Origin of the sequence: Aureibaculum algae, assembly GCF_006065315.1 — a bacterium.
Classification (GTDB): Bacteria; Bacteroidota; Bacteroidia; order Flavobacteriales; family Flavobacteriaceae; genus Aureibaculum; species Aureibaculum algae.
In genome coordinates, this window is record NZ_CP040749.1 from 3504406 (window position 1) to 3527908 (window position 23503).

Annotated in this window: 23 protein-coding genes; 14 read left to right on the forward strand and 9 right to left on the reverse strand. The window is 32.0% G+C overall.

The features are described from left to right. Positions 1-6: 6 nt before the first annotated feature. The gene (locus tag FF125_RS14735) at positions 7-459 is read left to right on the forward strand and encodes a hypothetical protein (RefSeq protein ID WP_138950483.1); all 453 of its coding nucleotides are present in this window, start codon (positions 7-9) and stop codon (positions 457-459) included. A 105-nt stretch (positions 460-564) separates the two neighbouring features. Here FF125_RS14735 and hppD read toward each other — a convergent pair whose 3' ends face one another. From hppD to FF125_RS14765, 6 genes are all read right to left on the reverse strand, one after another. After that, positions 565-1725: a 4-hydroxyphenylpyruvate dioxygenase gene (gene hppD, locus FF125_RS14740; protein WP_138950484.1), complete on the reverse strand. Its 1161-nt coding sequence runs from the start codon at positions 1723-1725 to the stop codon at positions 565-567. Positions 1726-1734: 9 nt separating this feature from the next. Beyond that, positions 1735-2901 carry a homogentisate 1,2-dioxygenase gene (locus FF125_RS14745; RefSeq protein WP_138950485.1) on the reverse strand — a complete coding sequence of 389 codons (1167 nt, stop codon included), beginning with the start codon at positions 2899-2901 and terminating at the stop codon, positions 1735-1737. Positions 2902-3140: 239 nt separating this feature from the next. Further along, complete coding sequence (locus FF125_RS14750; RefSeq protein WP_117883554.1) at positions 3141-3377, reverse strand: NifU family protein; 237 nt, start codon at positions 3375-3377, stop codon at positions 3141-3143. 4 nt (positions 3378-3381) lie between these two features. Then, on the reverse strand, positions 3382-4524 hold the full coding sequence (locus tag FF125_RS14755) for an Mrp/NBP35 family ATP-binding protein (protein WP_138950486.1): 1143 nt from the start codon (positions 4522-4524) through the stop codon (positions 3382-3384). 152 nt (positions 4525-4676) lie between these two features. Then, positions 4677-6275 (reverse strand): Ig-like domain-containing protein, encoded by a 1599-nt coding sequence (locus FF125_RS14760; RefSeq protein ID WP_138950487.1) that lies wholly within the window; start codon positions 6273-6275, stop codon positions 4677-4679. Positions 6276-6308: 33 nt separating this feature from the next. Further along, positions 6309-6995 carry a ComF family protein gene (locus tag FF125_RS14765; RefSeq protein ID WP_138950488.1) on the reverse strand — a complete coding sequence of 229 codons (687 nt, stop codon included), beginning with the start codon at positions 6993-6995 and terminating at the stop codon, positions 6309-6311. A gap of 51 nt (positions 6996-7046) precedes the next feature. Between FF125_RS14765 and FF125_RS14770 the strand changes: the two genes are divergently transcribed. From FF125_RS14770 to FF125_RS14830, 13 genes are all read left to right on the forward strand, one after another. Further along, entirely contained in the window at positions 7047-7604 is a 558-nt protein-coding gene (locus FF125_RS14770; protein WP_117883558.1) for a class I SAM-dependent methyltransferase, read from the forward strand. Between the two features lie 86 nt (positions 7605-7690). After that, positions 7691-8596, forward strand: a complete 906-nt coding sequence (locus tag FF125_RS14775) for a hypothetical protein (RefSeq protein WP_117883559.1) — start codon at positions 7691-7693, stop codon at positions 8594-8596. 258 nt (positions 8597-8854) lie between these two features. Next, positions 8855-10399, forward strand: coding sequence for a glycine--tRNA ligase (locus tag FF125_RS14780; RefSeq protein WP_138950489.1), 1545 nt, complete (start codon positions 8855-8857; stop codon positions 10397-10399). 178 nt (positions 10400-10577) lie between these two features. After that, complete coding sequence (locus FF125_RS14785; RefSeq protein WP_138950490.1) at positions 10578-11039, forward strand: (2Fe-2S)-binding protein; 462 nt, start codon at positions 10578-10580, stop codon at positions 11037-11039. 11 nt (positions 11040-11050) lie between these two features. Beyond that, complete coding sequence (locus FF125_RS14790; protein WP_138950491.1) at positions 11051-13195, forward strand: xanthine dehydrogenase family protein molybdopterin-binding subunit; 2145 nt, start codon at positions 11051-11053, stop codon at positions 13193-13195. A gap of 15 nt (positions 13196-13210) precedes the next feature. Further along, positions 13211-14245 carry an XdhC family protein gene (locus FF125_RS14795; protein ID WP_138950492.1) on the forward strand — a complete coding sequence of 345 codons (1035 nt, stop codon included), beginning with the start codon at positions 13211-13213 and terminating at the stop codon, positions 14243-14245. A gap of 3 nt (positions 14246-14248) precedes the next feature. Then, positions 14249-14866, forward strand: coding sequence for a nucleotidyltransferase family protein (locus FF125_RS14800; RefSeq protein ID WP_138950493.1), 618 nt, complete (start codon positions 14249-14251; stop codon positions 14864-14866). A gap of 194 nt (positions 14867-15060) precedes the next feature. Continuing rightward, positions 15061-17316 carry a glycoside hydrolase family 20 protein gene (locus FF125_RS14805; RefSeq protein WP_175418935.1) on the forward strand — a complete coding sequence of 752 codons (2256 nt, stop codon included), beginning with the start codon at positions 15061-15063 and terminating at the stop codon, positions 17314-17316. 143 nt (positions 17317-17459) lie between these two features. Then, entirely contained in the window at positions 17460-18062 is a 603-nt protein-coding gene (locus FF125_RS14810; RefSeq protein ID WP_138950495.1) for a TetR/AcrR family transcriptional regulator, read from the forward strand. A gap of 51 nt (positions 18063-18113) precedes the next feature. Beyond that, entirely contained in the window at positions 18114-18914 is an 801-nt protein-coding gene (locus FF125_RS14815; protein WP_138950496.1) for a haloacid dehalogenase type II, read from the forward strand. 116 nt (positions 18915-19030) lie between these two features. Continuing rightward, complete coding sequence (locus FF125_RS14820) at positions 19031-19693, forward strand: peroxiredoxin-like family protein (protein ID WP_138950497.1); 663 nt, start codon at positions 19031-19033, stop codon at positions 19691-19693. Continuing rightward, positions 19694-20089: a hypothetical protein gene (locus tag FF125_RS14825; RefSeq protein WP_138950498.1), complete on the forward strand. Its 396-nt coding sequence runs from the start codon at positions 19694-19696 to the stop codon at positions 20087-20089. Continuing rightward, the gene (locus FF125_RS14830; RefSeq protein WP_138950499.1) at positions 20086-20820 is read left to right on the forward strand and encodes an SDR family oxidoreductase; all 735 of its coding nucleotides are present in this window, start codon (positions 20086-20088) and stop codon (positions 20818-20820) included. The genes FF125_RS14825 and FF125_RS14830 overlap by 4 nt, the downstream gene beginning before the upstream one ends. Positions 20821-20889: 69 nt before the next feature. On the opposite strand, the gene FF125_RS14835 is transcribed toward FF125_RS14830, so the two are convergent. From FF125_RS14835 to FF125_RS14845, 3 genes are all read right to left on the reverse strand, one after another. Next, a complete protein-coding gene (locus FF125_RS14835) occupies positions 20890-21465 on the reverse strand; it encodes a DUF3575 domain-containing protein (protein ID WP_138950500.1) in 576 nt (191 codons plus the stop codon). Between the two features lie 198 nt (positions 21466-21663). Beyond that, positions 21664-22233 carry a DUF3575 domain-containing protein gene (locus tag FF125_RS14840; protein ID WP_138950501.1) on the reverse strand — a complete coding sequence of 190 codons (570 nt, stop codon included), beginning with the start codon at positions 22231-22233 and terminating at the stop codon, positions 21664-21666. Between the two features lie 111 nt (positions 22234-22344). Then, positions 22345-23469, reverse strand: coding sequence for an efflux RND transporter periplasmic adaptor subunit (locus FF125_RS14845; RefSeq protein ID WP_138950502.1), 1125 nt, complete (start codon positions 23467-23469; stop codon positions 22345-22347). Positions 23470-23503 lie beyond the last annotated feature (34 nt).

The following is a 23503-nucleotide window of genomic DNA, read 5'->3' on the forward strand; positions in this document are numbered from 1 at the left end:
AAATAGATGTCTTTCTTTAAAAAATTTTTTCCATACAAACCAAAAATGCCAGAGGCATTTATTGAAAAATTCATTAAAGATGCTAAATTAAGGCATCTTCAAATGGAACTTTACTATAACGAAAGAATTATTCTAACCATCGATAGTCTAAAACATGTTCCTATATGGATTGAAAGAGGCAATGTCGATACCGCAAATTATAAAAATGGTTATGTAGTTTTCATTTTCTTTAACAAGAATAAATTAAGCAAAAACATCTACTACCAAAATTACAAGTTATCTGAAAATTTAGAAATGACAGAATATAAAGGGAAACTAAATTTAATTTATTTACATTTTTTCAAAAGCGATACATCTTCAATCCTAATCTTGGAATATATAAAAAAGGTTGTCGATAATGTTTACAAATTAGGAAATAAAAATCCAGAGATACACTTCAACTTGAGATACTTAAATTGATTATCTGAGTGATTTATAGACAACAATAACCACCCCACCCTTCGGGCACCCCTCCTTGAAAAAAGGAGGGGAATTTAAAAATTTAATATGTAAACGTTGTTAGCACTAAAGTGTTCCTCGATTGGCTTGTTCACGTTCAATCGCCTCAAACAAAGCTTTAAAATTACCAACACCAAAAGATTGTGCTCCTTTACGCTGAATCACTTCAAAAAACATCGTAGGTCTATCCACAACTGGTTTTGTAAACAGTTGTAATAAATAACCTTCCTCATCTCTATCAATTAAAATTCCATGCTCTTTTAGCACTTCAACATCTTCATCAATTTCACCAACACGCTCCAGCAAATCATCATAATAGGTATCTGGTACATATAGAAACTCCACACCTCTATCTCGCATTGCTCCTACTGTTTTTACAATATCATTAGTTGCTACGGCTATATGCTGAACCCCTGGTCCATTGTAAAAATCTAAATATTCTTCAATTTGCGATTTCTTTTGACCTTTGGCTGGTTCATTTATTGGGAATTTTATTCTACCATTACCGTTTGACATTACTTTACTCATTAATGCCGTATATTCAGTTGAAATATCATCATCCGTAAAGGAGATGATTTGTGCAAAGCCCATGGTTTTAGCATAAAAATCGCACCATTGCTTCATTTCTCCCCAACCCACATTACCTACCATGTGGTCGATAAATTTTAATCCCACAGGTTCTGGATTGTAATGTGATTCCCATTTTTTATAGCCAGGTAAAAAAAGGCCCTTGTAATTTTTACGTTCTACAAATACATGAACCGTTTCACCATAGGTATAAATCCCTGATCGAATTACAACTCCATCTTTATCTTCTTCTTTGGTGGGTTTCAAAAATGGCTTTGCTCCTCTTTTGGTAGTTTCTTCAAAAGCTTTAGTGGCATCATCAACCCAAAGAGCTACTACTTTCACACCATCACCATGCTCATTTATATGTTCATTAATTACGCCATCCTTCTCTAAAGAAGTCGTTAACACTAATCTGATCTTATCTTGTTTTAGCACATATGAAACACGGTCTTTTACACCTGTTTCTAATCCCGCAAAAGCTTCTGATTGAAACCCGAATGCTGTTTTATAGAAGTGTGCCGATTGCTTGGCATTCCCCACATATAATTCTACGTAATCGGTACCAAGTAAAGGCAAAAAATCTTCGGCATCTTCAAATATTTTTTTGATACCATATTCTGTATTTTGTAAATCTTTTAAATTCTTAATATCTGCCATGTTTTCTTTTTAATGATTTTCATCTAGCCAAGAGGTGTGATAATCTCCGGTATCAATTTTTAATGCTTCTTCTGTAACCATAAGCGGTTTAAAAGTATCAACCATAACTGCTAATTCTTCTGTTTTGGTTTGACCAATACTACGCTCCATTGCTCCTGGGTGCGGACCATGAGGAATTCCTGACGGATGCAACGTAATTTGACCAATGCCAATATTATTTCTACTCATAAAATCGCCATCAACATAATACAGCACCTCATCAGAATCAATATTACTATGATTATAAGGAGCTGGAATGGACTGTGGATGATAATCATACAATCTAGGCACAAACGAACAGATTACAAAAGCACTAGTTTCAAAAGTTTGGTGAACAGGTGGCGGCTGATGAATTCGCCCAGTAATTGGCTCAAAATCATGGATTGACAATTTATAAGGATAATTATAACCATCCCAACCCACAACACTAAAGGGATGACCAGCATACACATATTCGTGTATCATATCTTGTTTTTTTACTTTGAGGATAAACGCTCCTTTATCTGAAAAAGTTTCCAGTTCACTTGGTGGATGCATATCTCGTTCACAAAAAGGAGAATGCTCTAAATGTTGCCCAAACCAGTTTCGATAACGTTTTGGTGTATAAATAGGATGCTTAGACTCTACAATAAACAATCTATTATCTTCAGTATCAAAATCAATTTGGTAAATCATTCCTCTTGGAATTACCAAGTAATCACCATATTCAAAATCAATATTACCTAGAAATGTTCGTAATTTTCCAGATCCTTTATGAATAAACAAAACTTCATCGGAATCGGTATTTTTATAAAAATAATCTCTTAATGATTTTTGTGGAGCGGCTAACGCAATATAACAATCACTATTAGCTAACATTATTTTTCGACTCTCTAAAAAATCAGCTGTTGCTTTAACATTAAAACCATTTAAACTCAATGATTTCATATTTTTTTCCACAGCTATTTTTGGAGAAACATCATAAGAATTCAATACCGCTTTAACTTGTGTTGGTCTATGCGTATGGTACAACAAAGATGACATTCCATCAAAACCTATTGTTCCGAAAAGTTCTTCGTAATAGAAATCACCCGAATCGTTCTTAAAAATGGTGTGTCTTTTAGGAGGTATTTTACCCAATTTATGATATCTAGGCATAATTAAAAATGTTTTAAGTTAAAAAACTCATTTTCAATTGAAAAGAAAAGTCAATATGAGTTCTGTAAAAAGTTTACTTATGAAAAAGTAAACGTCATTCAGGATTTCGCTTCATCAGAAGCTTAAGAAGTACTAATAATTCTGTAAAAGAAGTTTGCATTGTATATACAATTGTTCAAACTCAAAGATAGTGATTATTTTTTTAATTGTTTGAGTCCTAAAATTTTAGGAAGCCGAAATTATTTCACGCTAACCACCTCTTTAATTTGTGGAGCGTATTTTTTGATAGTGGCTTCTACACCATTCTTTAAGGTCATTTGATTAACAGAACAGCCAATACACGCTCCTAATAGCTGAACTTTTACGATATTTTTATCAATTGAAACAAGAGAAATATCTCCACCATCAGACTCTAAAAAAGGCCTAATTTCTGCCAATGCTTTTTCTACTTCGTTTTTTAATTTTTCTGCTGTCATTCTCTTATTTATTTACGGCACTACAACCTGCCATAGTTGTTATTTTAACAACTTCAGTTGGTGGTAAATCGTCATTTCTTTTTACAAGTTGGGTTACCAAATTTTTAGTGATATTTATAAAAGCCTCCTCCAAAGGTGTGTCATTTTGTAACGCAACTGGATGTCCTACATCTCCTGCTTCTCTTATACTCTGTACTAGTGGTACCTCTCCTAAAAATGCTGTTTTTAAATCTTCTGCCAAATTTCTAGCTCCATCCTTTCCAAAGATATAATACTTATTATCAGGCAATTCTGCTGGTGTAAAGTAGCTCATATTTTCAACAATTCCTAACACCGGAACGCTAATGTTTTTCTGTTCAAACATCGCTACACCTTTTTTTGCATCTGCCAAAGCAATCTTTTGTGGCGTACTCACGATTACAGCTCCAGAAATTGGAACTGCCTGAACAATGGACAAATGAATATCGCCAGTTCCTGGAGGTAAATCAATCAACATGAAATCAAGTTCTCCCCATTCTGCATCAAAAATAAGCTGGTTTAAAGCTTTTGACGCCATTGGTCCTCTCCAAATAACTGCCTGATCAGGTTGTGTAAAAAACCCAAGAGATAATAATTTTACACCATAGCTTTCAATAGGCTTCATTTTAGAGCGTCCATCAACAGTAATGGCAATTGGTTTTTCATCAGCAACATCAAACATTATAGGCATTGATGGTCCATAAACATCGGCATCTAAAACACCAACTTTAAATCCCATTTTTGATAAAGTAATGGCCAAATTAGCAGTAATAGTTGATTTACCAACTCCTCCTTTACCAGAGGCAATGGCAATTATGTTTTGAATTCCTTCAATTTTTTTACCTTTTATTAAATTACTTGGCTTTTTTTCAGGAGCAGGGGCATTCACTTTTACATTGACTTTCACATCAATTTTCTGATAAACACGGTCGTGAATGGCCTTCATTATTTCTACTTCCACTTTTTTCTTAGCCTGTAAAGTAGGATTGCTAATAACCACATCAACAACAACTTCATTGCCAAAAATTACGATATTACCAATAGATTTACTCTCCACCAAACTTTTACCTTCACCAGGTGCCGTAATGCTATCTAACGCATTATATATATCTTCTTTACTAAATTTCATTTTGCTATAATTTTCTCACTTCTTTATATTCATTCTAAATACAAAGATAGGCTTTAGACTTAACATATTAAAAGAATTTAATGGAACAAATGTTACTTACTTAAGTTGTAAAAATTCGGCTATTAAAAATATAAAATGTATCGTTTTAAATTCTACTCTATGATAAACGTTTCTGTCATATCCCAATTCGCTCTTAAATCATCTTTAAATTCAATATAAATTACTTTTTCTGGTTGTTCTTTACGTAGAAAATTACCCGTGTCCCATATTTTATTTTCATTTTCGTCATAAATAACTCTTAGTAAATACTTACCAGGCAATAAATCAATAAAATCGTATTGTTGCTCTTTAGTAGCATAAATTTCTTGAACAATTTTTTCTTTACTTGATAGTAACTGAACAATAATTGGAAACTTTTTAACACCTTTTAAAGTGACAAATAACTTACCGTAATCTTCTACTTTTTTCGTGCTAAATTTATATTTTATGGTATCATTGCTTTGTTCAAAAAAGTTAAAAATAGAATTAGGTAAAATCTCCATTGTATATTTTTGATCGTATTTTTTCTCAAAGTCGAAAATAAGTTCTGATTTATCCTCTGAAATTTTCATATCATACTTTACAGCAATAGTATCTTGATCGAAAAAATCAATTTTAGTTGTATCTGCAGATGCTAATGGTAAATTACTTAAAATTTTTAATTGATTTTTCAACTGAAATTCGCTAGAGTTCAACCTTGTTAATCGGAGTGTATCTACTTTTTTTGAACGTAATTTCACAATTACAGTATCTATAACTTTTCTATTAGACACTTTAAATTGAATAGAATCAGCCACACTTCCTTTAAAATAATAATTCAAAGTATCTTTATCTTTTTCAAAATTAGATACACTTTTAAAATCAGGTACAACGCTTAAAGGTTCTATTTTTATACTGTCTGCCAAGCCTTCATATCCAAACTGTATATGCCCTTTGCTCACTTCAAAAGGTCTTGTAAATCTAAAAGGAAGTATTTCTTTAAATATTTTAATACTAAAACTCGAATCTGTAGGTATTGTAATATTCTTTTGAACAAAACCAATTTTATCCTCTTTAGGATCAAATGTATAATTTTTAGATTTATCGCCTAACGCCATTAGCAAATATTCACCTGCTTTTATATTGGTAATTTCCCAAACGGTAGAATCTAAGGTATTACCTACATAATAGGGTTTTTCCTTATAGATTACAGAATCTTTAAAAGCTTCATTTATTTCATACAGCATTACGGTCACATTCTCATCTGTTTTCTTATTAAAGGCATCTTTTATATTACCATTTACTTTAAGAGAATCTATAATAGGTCCTGTTGAAAAAACAAATTTAAAATTATTAAAAATATTACCTTCGTTATTATCGGTTACACTCTGTCCGAAATTAAAGGAATACGTTGTGTTTTCTTTTAACGTATCTAAAATTTTAATAGTTATAGTTTTGCTAGCCGTGCCTATTGGAGTTATTAAAGGGCTATTTTTTAAAGGAGGTGATATAATTAATTGAGTGTTTACATCTTTCAACTTCACATATTCATCAAATATTAGCTTTAACTCTTTACCTTTAAAATTTGTAGAATAATTTGCTGGAAAGGATTTTTCCAATAATGGAGCATCCTCATCCTTATCTCCACCAGTAGGTCTTCCCCTTTTAGCACAATCTGTTAAAAAAAGCACCAAAAGTAAAAGTCCAAAAAGTACAGAAAGTTGTTTCCTCATTGTTTTAATTTGTTGCAAAAGTAAAGAAATAATCTATTCGGTATAAGCCATTGTAACAATACTTATTTTTACATTATTTGATTTTAATATTTGATTAGCACAAGCTTCTAAGGTTGCTCCCGTTGTAATAACATCATCTATTAATAACACATGCGTATTATCGAAAAAGTTAGAAGTACTTACATCAAATATTTCTTGTACGTTTTTCCAACGGTCAAAACGTTGTTTTAACGTTTGTGTTTCCGTTTTTGATTTACGCACTAAAACATCTTCTAAATAAGGTGTTTTTATGATTTCAGACAAACTCAATCCAAAAGTAGTCAATTGGTTATATCCTCTTTTCCTAAGTTTTTTTGCATGCAATGGAACGGGAACTATATAATCAACTTTTGGAAACCTTTGACTCTCTTTCAATTGAGCTCCCATCCAATTTCCTAATAGACTACCTATATCTTGCTGACCTCTATATTTTAATTGATAGATAAGTTGTTGAGATACGCCTTTCGTTTTATAATAAAACAATGATGCTCCAAATTCTATAGGCAAACGACCGAAGAAGGCTTTCTCTACTTTATTATCAATTTCAGTAATAAAATCTGTTATTGGAAGCTCAAATCTACATTTTAAACATAAGGTCTCTTCATTTTGTAACAATTGTTCTTTACAACATACACAAATTTTAGGAAAAAATAAGTGATAAATATCTCTAAAAAATCGCATCTTTGACAATTATTCCGTGAATTTAACTGATATTTCACTAAAGATACGATATTGAAAACAAAAAAAGCATTTATAAAAGAAGCCATTAAAAATATTAAAGTTTCTGGTACTGTGGCTCCTAGTTCAAAATATTTAATAAATAAAATGCTAAAAGAAGTTGATTTCACAAAAACAAATGTGATTGTTGAATATGGATCAGGTAATGGTAATTTCACAAAAGAACTTCTTAAAAAATTAAATAAAGACAGTAAATTGATCTCTTTTGAAATTAATGAAAAATTCTATGAACATTTAAAAACATTTAAAGATTCCAGATTAACTGTTTTAAACGAGTCATGTGAAAATATAAAATCGGTTTGCGAAAAATTAAACATTTCAAATATTGATTATTTCGTTTCTAGCTTACCACTCACTAACATTCCTGACAACGTTACAAAGAAAATTCTTGACGAAAGTTATGCTCAACTAAAAGATGATGGCTGCTTCTTACAATATCAATATAGCTTAACCTATTATAAGAAATTTAAAAAAATATATAGCAATGTTGATTTAGAATTTGAAATAAGAAATATACCTCCTGCCTTTATATACAAATGCAAAAAAAGATAACGCTGAATACAATATTTTTCTAAATTTACGTTTTGCTTACATAAGTATTTAACAAACTCTAAATTAAAACTTTAATTATTTTCACTATGGAAGAACAAAAATCATCTTCAAACAAAAAAATTATAATAGGTATATTATTAGCTTTGCTTGTCGGGTTAGGTGTTTACACTATGCGTACTACTTCTAAGTTTAAAGCCTCTGAAGAATTCTTGAATCAAGAAAAAGAACAAATCTTAGGTAACTTAACTGCTATGGAAGAAAAATACGACACTGCTATTGCTCAAAACAATTCAATGTCTGAAGAATTAACTATTGAAAGAGATAGAATTATCGCTTTTAAAGATTCTGTTCAAAATCTAAAAAGTACTAACTGGTCATTAATTAGACGTTACCGAGGGAAAATTTCAGATTTAGAAAAAACGAACGAAAGATTAATGAGTGTTGCAGATTCATTATTTTTAGTAAATAATGATTTAACCATTCAAAGAGATAGCATAACAGGTAAGCTAATAGAGCAAACCAATGCAAATGACACTTTGATGGCTCAAAACGTAAATTTATCTGAAAAAGTAAAAATTGGTGGTGCATTAAGAGTTAACTCTGTAGCTGCAATGGCTATGAGATTAAGAGGTAATGGTAAGTATGCAGAAACTACTAAAGCTCAAAAGGCAGAAGCTATTCGTGTAACTTTTAGAATTGAAGGAAACGAAATTGCTACACCTGGAGATAAAACGGCATATATTGTTATTCAAAACCCAAGTGGTAAAGTTTTAAGCGAAAAAGGAACTTTTACCGCCAATGATGGTAAGGAAATGCCATATACTGACACTGATGTTGTTGATTATAAAAATCTTGATAAAGATGTAGTAATGTTTGTAGAAAAGATTCCTCAAAAATTTGTAAAAGGTAATTATACTGTAAAAGTATATGTAGAAGGCAACATTGTAGGTGCTGCTAAATTAGAATTAAAAGATGCCTTTTTAGGTTTGTAAGATTTTAAATTCTAACATAAAAAATTAAAGTGTAACTAGGTAAACTAGTTGCACTTTTTTATTTTAGAGCATGAACTAGTTTTTTAAACTTTATCTCTTTGACTAAACGATATTATAAAACTTCATTTTCGTCTATATTCCTTCTTGAAATTCTACTGTCCACCTCAAAAAAGCTTTCCATTGAAAAAAAAAATATTATTTTTAGTTTAAACACAAAAAGTTTAAATCAATTCATGTATAATTTTCTATTTTTGCAACATGATAAAACCAGAAGATCAATTTAAAAAAGTTATCTCTCATGCTAAAGAATACGGTTATGTATTTCAAAGTAGTGAGATTTACGATGGCTTAAGTGCCGTTTACGATTATGCTCAGAACGGAGTTGAACTTAAAAAAAATATACGCGACTATTGGTGGAAAGCCATGGTGCAATTAAATGATAACATTGTAGGTTTAGATGCTTCTATCTTTATGCATCCTACTACATGGAAAGCGTCGGGTCACGTTGATGCTTTTAATGATCCATTAATAGATAACAAAGATTCTAAAAAACGTTACAGAGCTGATGTTTTGATAGAAGATTATTGTGCTAAAATAGAAGGCAAAATAAATAAAGAAGTAGCCAAAGCTGAAAAACGTTTTGGAGATTCATTTAACAAAGAAGAGTTTGTCAGTACCAATCCTCGTGTTGTAGGTTATCAAGAAAAAATTAATAGTATCTTAACTAGGATGGGGAAATCTTTAGAAAAAGAAGACCTTGTAGACGTCAAAGCTCTAATTGAAGAATTAGAAATTGCAGATCCTTTATCTGGCTCTCGAAATTGGACTGAAGTTAAACAGTTTAACCTAATGTTTGGAACCAAGCTAGGAGCTTCTGCCGATTCTGCAATGGATTTATATTTACGTCCAGAAACCGCTCAAGGTATTTTTGTCAATTTTTTAAATGTCCAAAAAACAGGACGAATGAAAATTCCTTTTGGGATAGCTCAAACAGGTAAAGCCTTTAGAAATGAAATTGTTGCACGTCAATTCATATTTAGAATGCGTGAGTTTGAACAAATGGAAATGCAATTCTTTATTAAACCAGGAACTCAAAAAGAATGGTTTAAACATTGGAAAGAAGCCCGTTTAAAATGGCATCTATCATTAGGTATGGGCGAAGAAAATTATCGTTTTCACGATCATGAAAAATTAGCACATTATGCAGATGCTGCAACAGATATAGAGTTTAAATTCCCTTTCGGATTTAAAGAATTAGAAGGAATACACTCGCGTACAGATTTTGATTTAAAACAACATGAGGAATTTTCTGGTAAAAAACTTCAATATTTTGATCATGAAGAAAATGCAAGTTACACACCTTACGTTTTAGAAACGTCTATAGGCTTAGATAGAATGTTTTTAGCAGTATTTTCAAATTCTTTAGTCGAAGAAGAATTAGATAACAATACCACAAGAACCGTTTTAAAGTTACCAGCAGTATTGGCACCTACAAAAGCAGCTATTTTACCATTACTTAAAAGAGATGGCCTGCCAGAAGTAGCGAAACAAATTGTTGAAGATTTAAAATGGGATTTTAACGTGTTTTATGACGAAAAAGATGCCGTTGGTAAGCGTTATAGACGTCAAGATGCTAACGGAACACCTTTTTGTATTACCGTTGATCATGAGACCCTTGAAAATAATACAGTAACCATTCGACATAGAGATACAATGGAACAAAAACGTGTGAAAATTGATGATTTACGAGAAATTATCAAAAAAGAAGTCGACGTTAAACATTGGTTGCAAAAAATGAACTAAATAGATTAAACAATTCTATTTTAAAACGCAATAAGTATTTCTTATTGCGTTTTTTTTGTTCATAATATACTATCACAGATTGTTAAAATCATCAAACCGCATTTATTTTTTTATTAACTTGCTAGAATTCTATAACTTATCATAAGTAATTGGTTTATTCTAATTAAATAATCTTCAAATGGCAAAATACAAACTACAAGTAAATAATAAATCTTACGACATAGAGGTTAGTGAAGATACTCCCATTTTATGGGTGTTACGAGACCATCTTAACCTATTAGGTACAAAATATGGATGTGGTATCGGCCAATGTGGTGCCTGTACCATCCATCTAAATGGTGAACCTGTTAGAAGTTGTTCTTTACCTATTTCATCAGTTGCTGATAAATCCATAACTACTATTGAAGGTATTTCTGAAGCTGGCGATCATCCTGTTCAATTGGCTTGGAAAGAAATTGATGTACCACAATGTGGTTACTGCCAAGCGGGACAAATTATGACAGCCACTGCTTTTTTAGAGAAAAATCCTACGCCCAATAGCGATGAAATTAGAGATGCCATGCACGGTAATATTTGTAGATGTGCTTCTTATAATCGTATTGAAAAAGCTGTTGCTAAAGCAGCCACTGCTAATAGTTAAACCCTAGATAGATGAAATCACAAAAGAAAAATATAGATAGAAGATCGTTTTTACGAACATCAGCTCTTGCTGGAGGAGGAATGATTATTGGGTTTAATTTATTTAATGCTTGTAAACCTAAGGTGAAACCCGCAATTGATATATCTAAACTTAATTTTAATGACTTCAATGGATTCATTAAAATAGCAGACAATGGAATGGTTACCATTTTTGCACCCAATCCTGAAATTGGACAAGGTGTAAAAACGTCAATGCCAATGTTAATTGCTGAGGAACTAGATGTTTCTTGGGACAACGTACATGTAGTTCAAGGCGGATTAGATATGGATGTATTTCAAAGACAAGTAGCAGGTGGAAGTCAATCTATTAGACATGGTTGGGAACCATTGCGGCAAACTGGAGCAACCACTAAGCAAATGTTAGTCAATGCGGCGGCTGCAAAATGGGGAATAGACGCAAAGGAATGTAGTGTTGAAAACGGGATTATTTCTAACAAAAAAGGCGAAAAATTAGGATATGGTGAAGTAGTGCTCGATGCTGCAAAATTAGAAGTCCCCAAAGATGTTAAATTAAAAGACCCAAAAGATTTTAAAATCATCGGTCAAGATGTTCAAAATGTTGACGTTGATGAAATTATAACTGGTAAACCCTTATTTGGAATCGATTTTAAACGAGAAGGAATGTTATATGCCTCTGTAATGAGACCACCAGCATTTGGCCAAAAATTAGTTTCTTTTGATGATGCTGAAGCTAAATCCAAAGAAGGTGTAGTTGATGTTTTTCAATTTGGGGATAAAATAGCTGTTTTAGCAACTAGTACATGGATTGCCATGCAAGCCAAAAAAAGTTTAAAAGCTATTTGGAAAGAAGATACAACGTTAGAAAGTACCGAAGATCATGACAAAATATTGTTTGATTTATTAGCTGGAAATAAATTTGAAACCCTCCGAAAAGATGGTGATATTAGCAAGGCTTTTAAGGAAGCTGATTCTGTTTTGGAACGTACTTATGAATCACCATTCCTCCCTCATAACTGTTTAGAACCTATGAACTTTTTCGCTGATGTCACAGATAAAAAAGTGGAATTAGTAGGTCCCATTCAAACTCCAGCAGGTACTGCCAATAGAATTGCAAAAGAATTAGAAAGAGACATTAAAGATATTTCTTTAGAAATGACGCGAATGGGTGGTGGATTTGGAAGAAGATTATATGGTGATTTTGCCATAGAAGCGGCTTTAATATCAAATATTGCAAAAAAACCAATACAAGTACTTTTTTCAAGAGAAGATGATATGGCTGATGGTATTTATAAACCTGCCATTAAGTACAAAATAAGTGCTGCCATAAAAGATAGTAAAGTTACTGGATATCATTTAAAAGAAGCGGCTATAAATAGTAATATGTACGGATTAATTTCTAACTTTTTCCCTGCAGGTGCAATTGAAAACTACCAAGTAGATATTGCAAATTATAAAAGTAATATTACTACAGGAGCATGGAGAGCACCTTATACCAATTTCTTAGCCTTTGCAGAACAAAGCTTCTTTGATGAATTGGCAGAAACAATGGATGTCGATAAAATCCAATTGCGTTTAGATTTACTACAAAATGTAAAGGGTACAACAGACGAACGCATTCAATATTCTCCAGAACGTTTAGAAGCTGTAATAAACGAGGCTGTAGAAAAATCAAATTGGGGAAAAGTAGACAAAAACACATATCAAGGATTTTCGGCCTATTATTGCCATAATACACATGTTGCCGAAGTGGCTGATGTGGTAATGGAAGCAGGCGTACCTGTGGTAAAAAAAGTTACTTGTGTATTAGATTGTGGTATTGTTGTAAACCCTTTAGGGGCAAGAAACCAAGTTGAAGGTGGTGTACTTGATGGTATTGGCCACGCCATGTATGGTAATTTAGAATTTAAAGATGGTGTACCGCAGTCTACAAACTTTCATAACTATCGTTTGGTAAGAATGAAAGAAACACCGAAAGTTGAAGTTCATTTTATTAAAAATGAAATAGCTCCAACCGGTCTTGGCGAACCCGCTTTACCACCAGCAAGTGCAGCTGTAGCAAATGCTATTAAAGCAGCAACTGGTATTCGTATTACGAAACAGCCTTTTATTAATGCTAGTGAAAAGATTTTTGGTTAAGCCTTACACAAGTTTATGACTCACGAATTTAAAAAAATTATACAAGGCTTTCAAAAAGCAAAAGAAAACCGATTGCAATGTGTTATTGCCACTGTTGTGGCGTTGGAAGGCTCTTCATACAGAAAGCCAGGTGTACGTATGCTAATTATCGAAAATGGTACTATGATTGGTGCTGTTAGCGGTGGTTGTGTAGAAAAGGAAATATTAAAACAATCTATTTCGATTTTTAAAACAGGAATTTCTAAAGTAATGGCTTATGACGGTCGTTATCGTCTAGGTTGTGAAGGTACTTTGTATATTTTATTAGAACTATTTAATCCCGAACCTAGTTTTATTGATGCATTTAATTCTAGTTTAGATCAGCACCTAAGTTTTACTATAAATAGCCGTTACTCAAAAAAGATTGATGCTGATAAAAGTTACGGTTCTACTATTTTATTTGACAATTCATTTGAGTTTACTTTTAACCAATCTGTAAAAAAAAGTATAAATCCCTCCAACCATCTTTTTGAACAAACCTTGAAACCATGTTTTAGATTGGTCATTATTGGTGCGGAACATGATGCCGTTGAGCTTTGTGTTTTTGCTTCTTCATTAGGTTGGGAGGTTATTATTATCACTTCCCCTATGAACTCAAAATCCATTGAAGATTTTCCTGGTGCTCACAAAATGCTTCATGTAGCTCCTGAGTTATTTGACAACTCTATCATTAAAGAGCAAACTGCGATTGTTTTAATGACTCACAATTACGCTAAAGATTTTCAATATTTAATAGCAATGAAAGAAATAATACCCGATTATATTGGTGTATTGGGTTCTGTAAAACGAAGAGAAACTTTACTTAACGACTATATGGAACACAATCCTCTTGTTGACGATAAATTTATCGAAAAAATTCACAGTCCAGCAGGATTAAATATAGGAGCGATAACGCCACAAGAAATTGCTTTATCTATTTGTGCTGAAATACTTGCTGTAACTCGGGGTACAAATCCAACTTCACTTAAAAATGTACAGCAAGAAATTCATACTGATAATTACCTATCTTAGAAAGTGAAATCAATTGTAAAACCACAAAAAATAGCCATGGTTATTTTGGCTGCCGGAGCTTCATCTCGCATGAAATCCATAAAGCAACTATTACCATGGAAAAAAACGACCTTACTAGGCAATGCTATTCAACAAGGTTTATTAGCAAATATTGATACCGTTTATGTCGTTTTAGGAGCTAATAGTAACGTTATACGGCCTGAAATAAAAGATTTTAATATTGAAATTATAGACAATGAGAGTTGGGAGTTAGGTCTGGGGAAATCCATTGCATGTGCTATGAATTTTATAATCAACTCCCCTACTCAGTTTGACGGTATTTTAATTACTTTGGCAGATCAGCCGCTATTAATGGCAAGTCATTACAACAAAATGATTGATAAATTTACAGAAAACGGCACTAAAATAATAGCTACTAAGCAAGATACAACGATTGGTGTTCCCGCTCTTTTTAATCGAAAATATGTTAATCAATTATCCTTGCTAAATAAGGATAAAGGAGCAAAGGCAGTAATCAAGAAAAACATGGATAATGTACTTTTAGTTGATACTAACGGAATTACTGTGGATGTTGATACAATGAATAATTATAAAGAATTGTATGAGAAATATGGAAAGTAACTATTACTTTTAAATATGACTCTATGTAGATCTTTCTAAAAGTAAGTTTAATGGAATTGAAATAGTTGTTTGGGTATTTGTAGTTTTACATTTCAACTTCATTGAAACAATAATATATTTTACAATTGGCAGTAAATTAAAATAAAAAATTGAATTCCAAATCTATGAAACTTCTCAACCGACTTATATTCTGCATGTTACTCATAGTAATTTCATGTAAAACGCAACCTATCAAAAAAACAGGAATAATTCCACAACCGAACGAAGTAAACTACCAAGATGGGACTTTTACAATCGCAGAAAAAACGACAATAGTAATAGAGAACTCGAAACAGAGTCTATTAATTGCTTCAAAACTGAATGCCTTTTTAGCTAAAAACTTTGATCTAAATCTTAAAACCAAAACAGAACCACAATTAAATGCTATCCAATTATTGGTTACTAAAAAAGAAACCGAAAAAGAAGGATACCAATTAGATATAACCAAAACTGGTATTGTAATAACAGGAAACTCTTACCAAGGTTTGTTTTATGGTCTTCAAACCTTAAAACAGATGCTTACACCGAAAACATTGATAACAAAGCCTTCACTAAATTTTGTAAACATTAAAGATGCTCCAGAATTTGGCTGGAGAGGTATGATGTTGGATGTGTCTCGTCATTTCTTAACAAAAGATTCCGTTAAAAAAGTAATTGATATTTTGGCAATGCATAAAATGAACAAGTTTCATTGGCATCTTGTTGATGGTATCGGTTGGAGAATTCAGATTGATAAATATCCAGAATTAACCAAAAAAGGAGCATGGAGAAAAGTAAAAGAAAATAGTACACCTTGGGAAAATTTTGAGACTACCTATAAGGATAGCCAAGGTGAAGTCTATGGAGGCTTCTATACAAAAGACGATATAAAAGAAATAGTTGCCTATGCTGCCGAACGTTATATTGATGTAATTCCAGAAATTGAAATGCCTGGGCATTCTGAAGCTGCATTACAGTGTTACCCTGAATTGAGTTGTGATGGTCTTGGAATATCAGGCGTTTATTGTGCCGGAAATGATCAATCATTTGAGTTTTTACAAAACATAATCAGCGAGGTTGTACCACTTTTTCCTTACGAATATGTGCATATTGGTGGTGATGAAGTTGGTAAAGACTCTTGGTTGAGGTGCGAAAAATGTAAAAAAAGAATGAACGATGAAGACCTACAGGATGGTGAAGAATTACAAAGCTATTTTGTAACACGTATGGAAAAATTTATATATACTCAAGGCAAAAAACTAATTGGATGGGATGAAATTCTAGAAGGTGGCTTACCAGAAAGAGCAACTGTAATGTCTTGGAGAGGATTTGAAGGCGGTATTGAAGCTGCCAATGCAGGTCATGATGTAGTTATGTCACCAGGTTTTCCGTTGTATTTTGACCATAACCAAGGTAAAAGTGAATATGAGCCACCTTCGTGGGGCGGTTATAATAATCTTCTTAGTGTTTATAATTTCTATCCTATACCTGATGATATTACAGCAGATAAAAAGCATCATATACTTGGTGCACAAGCCAATCTTTGGACTGAACAAATTAAAACTTTAAGTCATATTGAATATATGATGTTACCAAGAATAGCTGCATTATCAGAAGCTCTTTGGACGAGTCCGAGTCAAAAAAATGAACAAGATTTCATTAAGAGAATAGATATTCATTTTGATAGGCTCACTGCATTAAAATATAATTTTGCAGGCAGTGCCGTGTCACCAGAATATAAAGTTACTTATGACAAAACCAGTAAGGAATTTGTCTTAGAATTAAAAAATGAATTGGAAATCTATGATTTGAAATATACTTTAGATGGAATTGCTCCAACAACAAGTGCAGAAACCTATTCAAAACCAATTCGTTTTTCTACTCCTATTGAATTGTATGCACAAGCGTTTCGAAAAGATGAACCTATTGGATTTCCATTGAAAAAAATGTTCTCGACTGGTTTCAGTGAAAAATGTAAAGTTACCTACACCAACCCATATAGTGAAAGTTATAACGGTGGTGGAGATCAGGCTTTATTTAACAATAAATTTGCGAATGCACGTGGTGATGACCCTAATTGGCAGGGACTTCCTAAAAAAGATTTCGAAGTAACCATCGATTTAGGCGAATCGAATAAGCTATCCTATATTGGTTTGAACTTTTTTCAACATATTGACGCTACGTCTGTAATGTTACCAACTGAGGTAACAATAGCTGTTTCGGAAGATGGCACTACTTATGAAACTGTTTTTAACCAAGCATTGAGATCCATTAAATCCAGAGCTCCAATTATAAAAAGAATAGAAGCCAAATTTACTGCACACAATGTTTCTTTTGTTAAAATTACTGCGAAAAACAGAGGGAAATTACCTGAATGGCATATCCGCAAAGGAGATGCATGGGTATTTATAGATGAGATATCAATGAAATAGAGTAGAGATCCATTTTTTTTAACAACCTGTTCTTAAGGCAATTAAACTATACATGTATTAATTATCGTGATTATAAGAGTTATACAAAGTTAAATAATGGTTAAAAACATTCGTATAGGTATGTTTTAATGTACATTTGCATCATGCAACAAGATTTAAAGTCAGAGCTGACTAAACAATTAATAATAGATAATGCTTTTAACCTATTTTACGAAAAGGGGTTTAAAACGACCAGTATTGAAAAAATAATGAAAGCCACAACACTTTCAAAAGGTGCATTTTATCATCATTATAAAAACAAAAAAGAATTAGGACTAGAAGTTATTGACTTGAAAATACAAAAAAGAGTTTATGATGGTATGATTTCCCCTTTAGGCGAATCTGGTGATGCGTTTAAAATAATAGAATCTACTTTTCTAAATAGAATAAAGTCATTTCCTTTTTATGATAAAAAACATGGATGTCCGATGAATAATTTTATTAATGAAATTGGAGATTATGAATTGGCCTATCAAAATGCACTAAAAAGTATTGTTGAAAATTGGAAAAACGCTCTTATAGCATTAATAGAAAGAGGAAAAATAGAAAATTCAATTAACAAGAGTGTTTCTAGTAAAGCAGTTGCTGTTTATTTAATAAGTGCTTTTGAAGGCATTAGAGGGCTGAGAAAACTTTACGTTGACGATTTGATTCTTGACGATTACATCATGGGACTCTCTTTATATTTAAAACAATTAAAACCCTAATTCTTTGCATCTAAAACATACGCAATAGAATGTTTATAAAAATTAAAAAAAATGGAAAATAACAGAAGAAATTTTATCAAAAAAACAGCATTAGTAGGATTAGCTGGTGCTGCCATACCTCAATTTGGTTTTGCCAAAAATAACCTTAACCGTGAAATTGACAATAACTTTATAATTAGACCTAAAGTACTTTTTTTCGATGTAAACGAGACCTTACTTGACTTAACTGCGATGAAAAATAGTGTTGGAAAAGCACTTGGAAATAGAAGTGATTTATTACCCTTATGGTTTACAACCATGTTGCAATACTCATTAGTTTCTACTGTAGGAAGGCAATACAAAGACTTTGGAGTAATTGGGGCTGCAGCTTTGCAGATGGTAGCATCAAACAATAATATATCTATTTCTGAAACAGAAGCTAAAGAAGCTATTTTAGGTCCGATACGATCGTTGCCTGCACATCCTGAAGTAAAAAAAGCACTTACGGAATTAAAAAATGCCGGATATAAATTGGTATCATTTACAAACTCATCAAACAAGGGTGTTGAAACACAATTTAAAAATGCAGGATTACTTGACTTTTTTGACGACAGATTAAGTGTTGAAGATATTGGTAAATTTAAACCGCATGCCGATACTTACGATTGGGCAGCCAGAAAAATGGGTATTGCATCCAATGAATGCTTATTAGTTGCGGCTCATGGTTGGGATATTGCAGGTGCTCTTTGGGCAAATTGGAGAGCAGCCTTTATCAGCAGGCCTGGGGCACAATTATATCCATTAGCTCCAACTCCTGAAATTAACGAGTCGGATTTAGCATTGATAACTAAAAAATTAATTGCACTAAAATAATAGCTCCATATTATTTCCTAAATCGTAAATAGAGCACAACTTTAAAACAACTTAACCGTGCTAACTATTTTACTTTACCATTTATAGTTGATGGTGCAAAAAAACAAAAAAATATCATGAAACAAGATAGTATAGAAAGACCTTTAGAAAAAGAATTAAACGATCGAAAAGCGAGTTTTGAAGCATCTGCTTCCAATGAGAAAAAAACAAAATACGCGGCAGGAATAAAATCTGTAGCAAAGAGACATATTGTAAGCAACGCTTTGCAAGTTGGAGATACTGCTATTAACTTTACCCTTACAAATGCATCTGGTAAAAACATAACTTTATTTGATGAACTTAAAAATGGCCCCGTCTTATTAATGTGGTATCGTGGTGGATGGTGTCCCTATTGTAACATGGCACTACATTACATGCAAGAATCTCTTTCAGAATTTAAGAAATATGGTGCTAATTTATTGGCATTAACTCCTGAGGTTCCAGACCATTCAATTACCACGAAAGAAAAAAACGAATTACAATTTGAAGTTTTAAGCGATATTGATAATGAGGTTGCTCGTCAATATAAGGTAGTTTATAAATTAACTGATGACGTTGCAGAAATTTATGAAAATAGTTTTGAATTGAGTAAATATAATGGCAATGACAAGGCTGAACTACCACTCGCTGCTACTTATATTATTGGGCAAGATAAAGTTATTAAATATGCGTTTTTAGATGCTGACTATAGAAACAGAGCTGAGCCGAATGATTTAATCACATTCTTAAAACAAAATTAAATGAAGAAAATTATAGATCAAATAATCAATATTATTACCATAGCGGTGATGACCTTTTTTGCAATTCCTAAATTATTGGCTAAACCTCAAAGTACTGCTGGCTTTATTCAATTTGAAAAAGTCATTCACTTAGATGCAGATTTCTTCAGAATCTTTACAGGAATCTCAGAATTAAGCTTAGCCCTACTTGTACTTATTTTTATATTCAATAAAAACGAAACAATTGGTAAAATAGCTTATACATTTTTATTAGTAACCATGGTAACAGCATTAGGTCTTGAATTTTTTGCTAGACCAGAACCAAAAATAGTACTTGTAATTATAGCAATTTTTCTAGCTTTGTTATCAATTTACAAACTGAAATCGATAAATAAGTTGCCTAAAATAAAATTATGAAATTAGAGAAAAAAGTAATTATTGTAACGGGTTCTTCTAAGGGTATAGGTAAAGAAATTGCCTTACTTTTAGCTAAAAATGGAGCAAAAGTAGTTGTAAATCATTCGAATAGTGAAGCTGAAGCACAAACAACAGTAGAAAGCATTTTAAAAAAGGGAGGCAATGCTATTTCTATAAAAGCAGATGTCAGCCAAAAAGATGAAGTTATTCATTTATTTGATAAAACCATTGAAACATATGGCAAAGTTGATGTCCTTATAAATAATGCTGGTATCATGTTTTCTAAAAAATTAAAAGACAATACCCAAGAAGATTTTAGTAGACTATTTGATGTAAATGTAAGAGGGGTTTTTAACACCTTGCAAGAAGCAGATAGCAAACTGGCAAATCATGGAAAAATTATCAATTTATCGTCAAGTACTGTGAAATTAATGTTTCCTACCTATGCTCTTTACTCAGCTTCTAAGGCTGCCGTTGAGCAAATGACACGTGTGTTTTCAAAAGAAATAGGTAGAGGTATTTCTGTAAATGCCCTTGCCCCAGGCCCAACAGAAACCAACTTGTTTTTAGAAGGAAAAACGCCCGAATTTATTGAAAAACTAAGTGCAATGAATGCATTTAATAGATTAGCACAACCAATTGATATTGCCAACGTTGTTTTGTTTTTAGCAAGTGATGAATCCAAATGGATATCAGGTCAAGTAATAGGAGCCAATGGAGCAATGGTTTAAATTATAAATAGAGGCTTTCATTTTAAGTTATTATTATACAGTTTTGAAAGCCTTTACAATTTCAAAAGTTTAAAATCTAAAACCAATAGAAGCTCCAACTCTACGGACAAAATCTGTAGCTATATTATCATTTGAAGTATAAAGATTCCTTCCAAATCCTCCATAGATTTCAAATACAAAGCCTTTGCCACTGACAAACTTTCCACCAACCGAAACACCTATTGCAAAATTATTCGAAGTAGCTTCGTAATCTTCAACAACAGGGTCATATTCATTTTCATAACCTGAATTATTAAAGTTTTCTTGAACATTATACATTCCAAAGCCCTCAATAAAAAAGGCCCTGGTATATCTATTTAAAAAATTGTAGCGATAATAGGGTGTAACGGCTAATTTTTCGTTGTAATACAATTCAAATACATCTTCAAAATCAGACAATTCATTATCTTTTAAATTGAAGAAAAAAGATACTCCAACTGAAGATTGTTCATCTAACAAGTGTTCATAGGAAAAATCGATCACCTTTAACCCAATGAGATTAAAAACATTAACTTTTAATTCATTTCGCCTGATAGAATCACTATCCTCTTGAGCAAAAGAAATTAATGTCAATGAAAAAAGTGAGATTATTAATAATTTCTTCATAAAATAAGTTGAGAGTTCTATTTCAAAACCAACAATTCTAACTTAAAAAATTGGAATCGTTAGTAATCATTTTACCATGCGTGCCCCCTAATGGGCTACGCTCCTTATCTTCAAAGGTACAATTGTTATCAATTAATGCTGCTATTCACTTTTAAATTCAAAAATAGTGAATCACCAATCGTTACTCATTAATCATTTCTACCATCTATATCCTAATGAAGCCCCTACCCTAGGTACTAATTCCGTTGCAAAATCTTTATTTGATTGATAGATATTTCTACCTATTCCTCCATAAATTTCAAAAACAAAACCTTTACTGCTTACAAACTTACCTCCAACAGAGATTCCTACGGCAACATTATGAGAAGTTTCATCAACAGATGCTTGCTCTGTATAAGGATCTGTAATATAATCATAATATCTTCCATCGTAATCGTCCTGAACATTATACATACCAAAAGCTTCTAAAAAGAATCCCCAAGCATATTTACTAGCAAAAAACCTTCGATAAAACGGGGTGAAGGCAAATTTTTCTTCATAAATAGGTCCATCCTCATAAGTATCAGAATCTTGTAAATTAATTAATAATGAAGCACCAAAAGAAGATTCAGAATCGATTAAATACTCATACGAAAAATCAACTGCTTTGAAAGCAATGATGTTCAAGGCATTAACCTTCAATTCATGTTTCTTTACAGGCACATCATCATTTTGTGCAAATGTTATGGCAGTAACTAATAAAAATACGATTGCGATTAATTTTTTCATTGATTGATTTTAAGTTAAAAATATTGACAATTTAATGTCGTACCACTTTTAGATGCAAAAAAAGAAATTGGTTGCTTTTTTATCTCACTGTATATTGTCAACCTAAAATAATCAACCTTCATTCAATAACATAAACGCACCATTAATAAGAATTTCTTCGTCTTTTAAAACATCTCTATTCAAAATTTCATAATACGCTTCCGTTTTATCTCCTATTTCTAATTTTATACTCTCAAAATTATAACCGGTATCATTTTTATTATTTACAACTAAGGTATAAAAGTCATTTCCTATTTGACCAACCGCGTTAATCGGTAAAGCCCAACCTTTTTTAGAGTCCGTAATAATTTGAGCTTCGGCAAACATACCTACGATTAAATTAATATCTTCATTTTCTAAGTGTGCATGTACTTTAACCGTTCTATTAGCTTCATCAATTGTTGTACCTACTAAATGCACTTCTGCCATAATCACTTTATCTGAAGCTTCTGATATTTTAAACAACACCTTTTGTCCTTTTTTAACATCTAAGATGTCTTTTTCAAAAACGGACAATTCTAAATGTAAATGATCGGTATCTACTATTTCCAAAATAGTATTAGCAGGTGATACATACATACCATTACTAACATTTACTTTTGAAATTGTCCCTTCTATTGGTGCATATATATTTATTTGAGAAGTAAAATTACCATTTTCAACAGCTTTAGGACTTATATTCATCATGGTTAATTTTTGTCGCAATCCTTTTGATTGTGCCAGAGCACTTTTATAGGTACTTTCTGCTTTTAAGTAATTTTTTTGAGACGTAATTTTTTCTTCAAACAATGTTTTTTGTCTTTCGTATTCCGATTTTAAATAATTGAGTTGTTCCGTTATTTCAGCATATTGCTGTTGCAATTCAACAAACTCAGTATTCTCTATCGTAACTAACAACTGCCCTTTTTTAACTTCATCACCAATTAAAAGAGGTGTTCTTTTAATATAACCACCTAAAAAAGAGCTTACTTTGGCCTTATTTTGTGGCGGAACATCAATCATTCCATTTACATTTATGCTTTTATTAAAATCTTGCTCTGTAAACGAACCTAATTTCATTTTCTCCGATTCAAATTGAGCTTTGGTAACTTTAATTAATTCAGTATTTGAAGTTACTACTTCATCATTTTCTTGTTTTTCAGAATTTCCGCAAGCCGTTAAAAAGAGTGCGAATAAAATAATATATAAATTTTTCATGTGTTTAAATTAATTTTAAGTGTTTGATATTTAG

Excerpts from the sequence above, each read along its gene's own strand:
- FF125_RS14760 (WP_138950487.1), bottom strand. The coding sequence starts at position 6,275 with ATGAGGAAACAACTTTCTGTACTTTTTGGACTTTTACTTTTGGTGCTT.
- FF125_RS14745 (WP_138950485.1), bottom strand. The coding sequence starts at position 2,901 with ATGCCTAGATATCATAAATTGGGTAAAATACCTCCTAAAAGACACACC.
- FF125_RS14830 (WP_138950499.1), top strand. The coding sequence starts at position 20,086 with ATGAAATTAGAGAAAAAAGTAATTATTGTAACGGGTTCTTCTAAGGGT.
- FF125_RS14815 (WP_138950496.1), top strand. The coding sequence starts at position 18,114 with ATGGAAAATAACAGAAGAAATTTTATCAAAAAAACAGCATTAGTAGGA.
- FF125_RS14735 (WP_138950483.1), top strand. The coding sequence starts at position 7 with ATGTCTTTCTTTAAAAAATTTTTTCCATACAAACCAAAAATGCCAGAG.
- FF125_RS14790 (WP_138950491.1), top strand. The coding sequence starts at position 11,051 with ATGAAATCACAAAAGAAAAATATAGATAGAAGATCGTTTTTACGAACA.
- FF125_RS14810 (WP_138950495.1), top strand. The coding sequence starts at position 17,460 with ATGCAACAAGATTTAAAGTCAGAGCTGACTAAACAATTAATAATAGAT.
- FF125_RS14785 (WP_138950490.1), top strand. The coding sequence starts at position 10,578 with ATGGCAAAATACAAACTACAAGTAAATAATAAATCTTACGACATAGAG.
- FF125_RS14780 (WP_138950489.1), top strand. The coding sequence starts at position 8,855 with ATGATAAAACCAGAAGATCAATTTAAAAAAGTTATCTCTCATGCTAAA.
- FF125_RS14795 (WP_138950492.1), top strand. The coding sequence starts at position 13,211 with ATGACTCACGAATTTAAAAAAATTATACAAGGCTTTCAAAAAGCAAAA.
- hppD (WP_138950484.1), bottom strand. The coding sequence starts at position 1,725 with ATGGCAGATATTAAGAATTTAAAAGATTTACAAAATACAGAATATGGT.
- FF125_RS14755 (WP_138950486.1), bottom strand. The coding sequence starts at position 4,524 with ATGAAATTTAGTAAAGAAGATATATATAATGCGTTAGATAGCATTACG.
- FF125_RS14825 (WP_138950498.1), top strand. The coding sequence starts at position 19,694 with ATGAAGAAAATTATAGATCAAATAATCAATATTATTACCATAGCGGTG.
- FF125_RS14775 (WP_117883559.1), top strand. The coding sequence starts at position 7,691 with ATGGAAGAACAAAAATCATCTTCAAACAAAAAAATTATAATAGGTATA.
- FF125_RS14835 (WP_138950500.1), bottom strand. The coding sequence starts at position 21,465 with ATGAAGAAATTATTAATAATCTCACTTTTTTCATTGACATTAATTTCT.
- FF125_RS14765 (WP_138950488.1), bottom strand. The coding sequence starts at position 6,995 with ATGCGATTTTTTAGAGATATTTATCACTTATTTTTTCCTAAAATTTGT.
- FF125_RS14820 (WP_138950497.1), top strand. The coding sequence starts at position 19,031 with ATGAAACAAGATAGTATAGAAAGACCTTTAGAAAAAGAATTAAACGAT.
- FF125_RS14845 (WP_138950502.1), bottom strand. The coding sequence starts at position 23,469 with ATGAAAAATTTATATATTATTTTATTCGCACTCTTTTTAACGGCTTGC.
- FF125_RS14805 (WP_175418935.1), top strand. The coding sequence starts at position 15,061 with ATGTTACTCATAGTAATTTCATGTAAAACGCAACCTATCAAAAAAACA.
- FF125_RS14750 (WP_117883554.1), bottom strand. The coding sequence starts at position 3,377 with ATGACAGCAGAAAAATTAAAAAACGAAGTAGAAAAAGCATTGGCAGAA.
- FF125_RS14840 (WP_138950501.1), bottom strand. The coding sequence starts at position 22,233 with ATGAAAAAATTAATCGCAATCGTATTTTTATTAGTTACTGCCATAACA.